The 4,467-nt window shown below is 59.5% G+C and carries 5 protein-coding genes; all 5 read right to left on the bottom strand.

Annotation, left to right across the window (positions count from 1 at the left end):
* Window positions 1-299: 299 nt before the first annotated feature.
* Window positions 300-1,721, bottom strand: a complete 1,422-nt coding sequence (locus ABJK70_RS20750) for a phage major capsid protein (protein WP_347258977.1) — start codon at window positions 1,719-1,721, stop codon at window positions 300-302.
* A 156-nt stretch (window positions 1,722-1,877) separates the two neighbouring features.
* Window positions 1,878-2,156, bottom strand: a complete 279-nt coding sequence (locus tag ABJK70_RS20755; RefSeq protein WP_347258978.1) for a hypothetical protein — start codon at window positions 2,154-2,156, stop codon at window positions 1,878-1,880.
* A gap of 125 nt (window positions 2,157-2,281) precedes the next feature.
* Window positions 2,282-2,758 (bottom strand): hypothetical protein, encoded by a 477-nt coding sequence (locus ABJK70_RS20760; RefSeq protein ID WP_347258979.1) that lies wholly within the window; start codon window positions 2,756-2,758, stop codon window positions 2,282-2,284.
* Window positions 2,759-2,795: 37 nt separating this feature from the next.
* Window positions 2,796-3,896 (bottom strand): AAA family ATPase, encoded by a 1,101-nt coding sequence (locus ABJK70_RS20765; RefSeq protein WP_347258980.1) that lies wholly within the window; start codon window positions 3,894-3,896, stop codon window positions 2,796-2,798.
* Window positions 3,889-4,467: hypothetical protein (locus tag ABJK70_RS20770; RefSeq protein WP_347258981.1), on the bottom strand; the 579-nt coding region annotated here is incomplete at its 5' end. The genes ABJK70_RS20765 and ABJK70_RS20770, both read right to left, overlap by 8 nt.

A 4,467-nucleotide genomic window follows, 5' to 3' on the forward strand; every position in this document is an offset into this window, starting at 1 on the left:
CCACCAATTCACGCCAATAGGTTTTGGCCGCATCGGACAGGGTTTCCGGTGGGTCTGGCAGGGTTTCAAGTGGATGGTTCGACATAGCGAGTTTTCAGGGAAAGATTAGTTCGTAAAAAAATGATGAGCCGCCCGTTCTAGGCTTCGATTCCGCCAAGGAATGAAACGCCCCCCCTCGGCGGCGGCCAAGCCAAAAAAAAGCCGCTGTCCCTCTGGAAAAGACAGCGGCCCGTTTGCCTCGTCGACCGTGGTGCCACGTGCCGGAGTCCGCACGTATGCGCCAACCCGAGGCGAACTTGTTAACCGGCCCGTTCTTCGAGCAGCGTTGCCCAGGTCAGCGTATCGCCGTACATCGGCTGCAACGCCTGATCCCATCGGCTCAAGCCATCGGCCCGGAGAATCAGCCGGAAGACGCTTTTGTCGTAATCGAACTTGAGCTCCGTCGACACGTCGATTCGAGCATCCGCACGCAAGCCGAGCTGATACTCACCGAAACTGGCCAACACCAAGTCTCCCGCATCGCCGAGTACCGGCAAGGCTTCACTGAAGACCAACGGCAGCCCGAGCAGGCTGAAGGTGCCGCCCACGCCCGTTTGAAAAACCGGCAGGATATCGCCGCCGACGTTCTCGGCCCCCGCAACGTTCTTGATAGGCCTCTGAATGTTCAAGAGCTGCGTCAAGGTGGTCGGGTTCGCCACCCAAATGCTGCCGGGCAGCAAGCTCGGGTGGATCCGGGCAACCATCTTGATGATGTTCTGATAGTTGATCGTATCCGCCGCTTGGCTCGTTTCCTTGCTAATCACGATCTTGGCATTGTCGTTCAGAAGGCCCAACGGACGGCCCACGCCGTTCCCGGTCAAGATCGCCGCTTCCAGCCCGAACCGCGCCGCCGCGCTCATGATCTCGCGAAGCTGGATAGATGCCGCAGGCGAGTCCATAAGCAGTTCGTTGGTGATTTCCACCAAAACCGCGCCCTTTTTGGGCCGCATGGTGACGGCCCGAACCTTCCCGGTTTGGCTGGAAAGCTGTTGACCTTCGCCTACCCATTCCATGGTCAAACCGCCAATCGCGCCGCCCGCATGGGAATCGGTGTTATTGAAGCCGGCAATCATGACCGCCGAACTGGTCATCGGGACCACGGACACGCGGCTTAGAATGCCGCTTTCCACGAATGCCGGCCCCAGAATTTCGGCCAGGAATTGAGGCGGAACCAGAAAGCCGCCGCTTGAGCCGGTGCCTTCGGTCATGCCCGCCGCATGGATCGGCGGGCCTACGCGCAAACGGGAGTCGCCCCGTTCCGACGCCAGCGCCGCCATGAACTCGGCCAGGTTCTTAAAACCGTGGGTGTCTCGCGGGAACATCGCCGCGATGGTCTGCGCCGCGTTCGGACGAATCATGTCCTCAATGCTGGTGCGCTGCACCAAGCCGCCGCCAGCCGGTGCGCCCGGTTCGGTCTTCCGGCCTTTCGAGCCACGCGAACCGAGTTCATTCTCGACCGCTTCGAAATCGGCAATGATGCGGTCCACGTCCGCCGCTTCGGATTCGGTCAAATCACGGCCCTCGCGCTGTGCTTGGCTGCGAATCGCGTTCGCTTGATCGTTGAGATCAATCAAACGGTCCTGCAAGGATTCGGCGTTCCATCGGGAATAGTTCGGCGCATTGCCGACAACGGCGACGGGGCAGATTTCAGCCATACGGCTTTGAATGTGTGACAAATTCATTTCGGGTTCTCCGGTAATTGAACAGTGTTTAGTTGCTCCCCAATAAAAAGCCGGTACGTCGACCGGCTACCGGAGAGCCCGCCAGTCCGCGAAACTGGCTAGGCTCGATTATACCATTGCTTAAAAAGCAGTGCTTTTTTATTCACCCGTAGGCGCTTAGTTCAGCGGCATTCCAGGCGGTGCAGATTCGCCAAGCCCGACGCTCATGACGTGGTGCCGTTCATTCCCAGAAGCAGTGTAAAACGCTCCCGCAGCGTTGCCGAAATCCCATCCACAACGCAACGTGTGGCCTCGGGAAAGCCGCTCGGAAATACGCGCTTGCTCGGGTAGCGGTAACGTCCGAAGTCCGCGCTGTGCCAGTTCTAAAAGCGCCTGGTGCGCCAGGAGGATAAGCTGTTCTTCGGGTAAGTCGGTCAAGGTGTGCTCGGTGTTCATAAGGATTTCCTAACTTTGTTACGGTTTCTGATTTCGAAGGAGTGCGTGCGGTCGAGGTCTGCGCCTTGGCAAGAACGGAATGGCCCCTCCCTCGCGCGTGTGGGTGCCGTGCACGTGGGGTAGGGTCATGCTGCACCCTCCCATGTCCCAGGCTCCCGCCACACATAGCCGCCGTCCGGTGTCCGCGACAATCGCCAGCCGGAACGAATCCGCTCGTAGCATTCGCCGCCGGGCATCCATCGTTGAATGCCTGATTCCGGTACGGCGTGAATGCGCGGTTCGGTCTCGGTCGCACGGCACAGGTAATACCGCCGCGCTTCGGGATCGCTCCGGCATTTCTCCAGAACCTCGGCGATGACTTCCTCGTCAGTCTCGCCGATCCGATCCAGCCATGCGCGAATGTCGCGAAGTTCCGATGCTTCCGGCGTGATAACTTTTGAGGGTGAAAAAACCGTGTTTTGTTGCGCGGTTTTTTGGGTGCAAGTTGCGCTATTGTTGCGCTCTTGGTTGCGCCTCAATGCCGCACCAGCCAAGGCTTTCAGGCTTTCTGTTGCGCGGTTGTTATCATGGGTGTTATCGCTGTTTTTTGCCATTGTTATCATGTTGCGCGTCCTAAGGGGCGCAACGTGATAACTTTTCTCAGTCGTCGACATCGCGCCGCCTCCGTGGTTGTTTGGGGTCGGTATGGTGAGATTTTTTGCGGGGGGCAATCTTGCCTTCCTCGGTGGCCTTTTTGATCGCGCGGCAGACGTTGGATTTATGCATGTTCAGCTCGGTGGCGATGTCCGTGACCGACATCCCCAGGTCATGCAACGCGATTACTTGATCGGCTCGTGATTGCTCGAGATTCCGGACTGTCCACACCTGCCGACCGTCCCGATCAGTTTCTAGCCGCGCCTCGAACGGCGATCCGGCTGCGTTGTGGCGATCCTTCTCGAAATGGACCTCGAAGCGTGCGCCGTCTTTTGCTGGGTCGTAGTCGCCGGGGCGCTTGAGGCAGATCACGGTATCGAGTATGTCCTCCCGCTTGCTCGTGCCGCGTTGAGCGCCATTTTTTCCCGCATGGTGTACAAACAGCACGCTCCGGCCACGTGCCCGCTGATACATGGCCCATTCCGCGACGTTCAACCACGATTCCGCCTCGTTCTCGCGCCCGCCGCGCCTGACCAGCGCCGACAAGTTGTCCACCACGATCAAGCGGGTGTCGTCGGTGACGTGTTCCTCAATCGCGTCCTGTCCCTCGGCGGTTGCCAGGTCCGGCATGAAAGAAGCCTGTAGGTCTGGCGTGATAATTCGAAAGTTATCCGGGGCGCATTCCTTATCGCTCGCCAGGATGATTGAAGACAGGCGCTCTTGCATGGCCGCGCCCGGCATTTCGCCGTCCAAATAAAGAACGCCGTGCGGCTTCTCGGCCGTCCAGCCTAGAAACTCGCCGCCGCTGGCCGCAGCGTACGCCACGTTCAAAGCGAAATGGGTTTTACCCACGCCACGCCAGGCGTAAACCATGTTCAGGCTTTGGGTGCCAAGCCAGGGCGAAATAATGGGGTCAAGCCTCGGGAGTTCGCGACTTAGCAGGTCGTGAAGGGTGACAGACACCAGCTTGGGTGACTCCGTCCGTCGCGGTCTTTCCTTCTCGGTTTTTTCTGATTTTGATGAATCTGAACCGTAATACTCGGCCGTGCCGCCCGAGTGCCCCAGGATTTCATCGGCGGAGCGCCTGCAATCATCCAGACTAGGCATGGCGCACCTCCCGGATTTTGTCCGCGAGGTCAGCCGCGAACCGCGACATTTCATGCGCTTGCTCGACGGTGAACTCGTCGCCGCGAGCCAGGCCCGAGAACGCGATACTGGCGACGACAAGGTCACGCTCCAGCGCCTCGAGCAGGTCACGCCACGGTATGCGCGGTGCCGTCGGTCGGGTCGCATATCCGCTCTCTCGTGGCGGAAATAGGTCTCGAAGCTCCAGCCCGACCGCGCCGAGTATCTCGGTAGGTTCGCAGCCGGCAAAGCACCTGATTAAAACGGTTTGGTCTGATGTTTCGCCGATGGAAAGAGAAGGATTCCTGTCGCCGCGCCGATGCAACGGTCCAGGGCATCGAGCGAGCCATCTACCCGTCCCGGTTTGGCGAACGCCTTCAAGCCGTGACAATACGGCATCGACGGGGTTATGATGACTACGCCCTGTTTTTCCTATCCCCACCGGTCGCGGGTGCCCGCCCGCGCCGTGGCCCCCCGGCATCATGCCGCACCCCGTCCGGTGTGTGTCTGCGTCCGCCGCTCGCGGAATTCTATTAAGTCGCCGACCTTGTAT

The sequence above is a fragment of the Methylocaldum sp. genome (genome assembly GCF_039794385.1).
GTDB lineage: Bacteria > Pseudomonadota > Gammaproteobacteria > Methylococcales > Methylococcaceae > Methylocaldum.